Genomic DNA, 1,422 nt, shown 5'->3' on the forward strand with positions numbered 1-1,422 from the left:
CGGGGGTGACGACGGGAGCGCCCGGTGTCTCGGTGGTGCCGGGCGGCGGCGTGCGGGGCGTCGGAGTGTGCGGCGGCAGAGCGTGCAGGGGCAGGGGCAGGGGCAGGCTGCGGAGTGCCGCCGCGGTGGCGTCGTTCCGCTTCGGGACGCGGGCGCGCAGCTCGGTCGGGGAGAGGGCGAAGACCTCACGCACCGTGTCGTTGAACGTACGGACGGAAGCGAACCCCGCCGCGAACGCCACGTCCGCCATGGACAGTTGGGTGGACTCCACCAGCAGGCGGGCGGTCTGGGCCCGCTGGGCGCGCGCCAACGCCAGCGGACCCGCGCCCAGTTCGGCAAGGAGTTGGCGCTCCACCTGGCGGGTGCTGTAGCCGAGGCGCCCGGCGAGTCCGGGAACGCCCTCCCGGTCCACCACACCGTCGGCGATCAGCCGCATGGCGCGGGCGACGAGGTCGGCCCGCCTGTTCCACTCCGGGGAGCCGGGGCTCGTGTCGGGCCGGCAACGCTTGCAGGCCCTGAAGCCCGCCTGCTGACAGGCGGCGGCACTGGCGTGAAAAACCATGTTCTCCGGTTTCGGCGCCACCACCGGACAGCTCGGCCGGCAGTAGATGCCGGTGGTCAGGACCGCGGTGAAGAACCACCCGTCGAACCGCGCGTCCTTGGACTGCACGGCGCGCACACAGCGCTCCCGGTCGGTGTACATCCCGTTCAGCATGTGTCCAGCATCGGCCACCGGCCCGTCCGACGCTGGCGAGAATCCGACATCGACCTCGCCTGTCCAGCACCGACGCCGATCACCCCTGCCAGGCGCGCTCCCGCAGGAGCCGCAACCCGTTGAGCCCGACCAGCACGGTCGACCCCTCGTGACCGGCCACACCGAGCGGCAGCGGGAGGTGGCCGACGAGGCCCCAGAGGACTAGGACGGTGATGAAGGTACCCGCGATCACCAGGTTCTGCAGCACCAGCCGGCGCGCGGTCCGTGAGAGCCGTACGACCGCCGCTACCGCCGTGAGGTCGTCGCGGACCACGACGGCGTCCGCCGTCTCCAGCGCCAGGTCGGAACCCGCCCGGCCCATCGCCAGACCCGAGTGGGCGGCGGCGAGCGCGGGTGCGTCATTGACCCCGTCGCCGACGAACAGCACCTTGCGGCCCGCGAGTTGAAGATCGCGGACGGCGTTCACCTTGTCCTCGGGGAACAGCTCCGCGCGCACGTCCGTGATGCCGGTGGCCTCGGCGACCCGGGCGGCGGCGGGCGCGTTGTCGCCGGTGAGCAGGACGGGGGTGGTGCCGGTCAGCGCGGCCAGGGCGGCGGTCGCGGCCGGGGCGGCGGGACGGAGACGGTCGGTGAGGGTGAGGGTGCCGACAGGCGTGGAGTCGCGGGTGACGAGGACGGTGGTGCCGGCCGAGGGACGGGGGTGCGGG

At 73.6% G+C, this 1,422-nt stretch carries 2 protein-coding genes; both read right to left on the bottom strand.

The annotated features are described in order from the left end of the window. A partial coding sequence (locus tag BZL64_RS32070) for a bifunctional transcriptional activator/DNA repair enzyme AdaA (protein WP_244205614.1) occupies positions 1 to 703 on the bottom strand: 703 nt, incomplete at its 3' end. Positions 704 to 794: 91 nt separating this feature from the next. Beyond that, a partial coding sequence (locus tag BZL64_RS32075) for an HAD-IC family P-type ATPase (RefSeq protein ID WP_143663366.1) occupies positions 795 to 1,422 on the bottom strand: 628 nt, incomplete at its 5' end.

The sequence above is a fragment of the Streptomyces bobili genome (assembly GCF_002154575.1).
In the GTDB taxonomy this organism is placed as follows: Bacteria; Actinomycetota; Actinomycetes; order Streptomycetales; family Streptomycetaceae; genus Streptomyces; species Streptomyces bobili.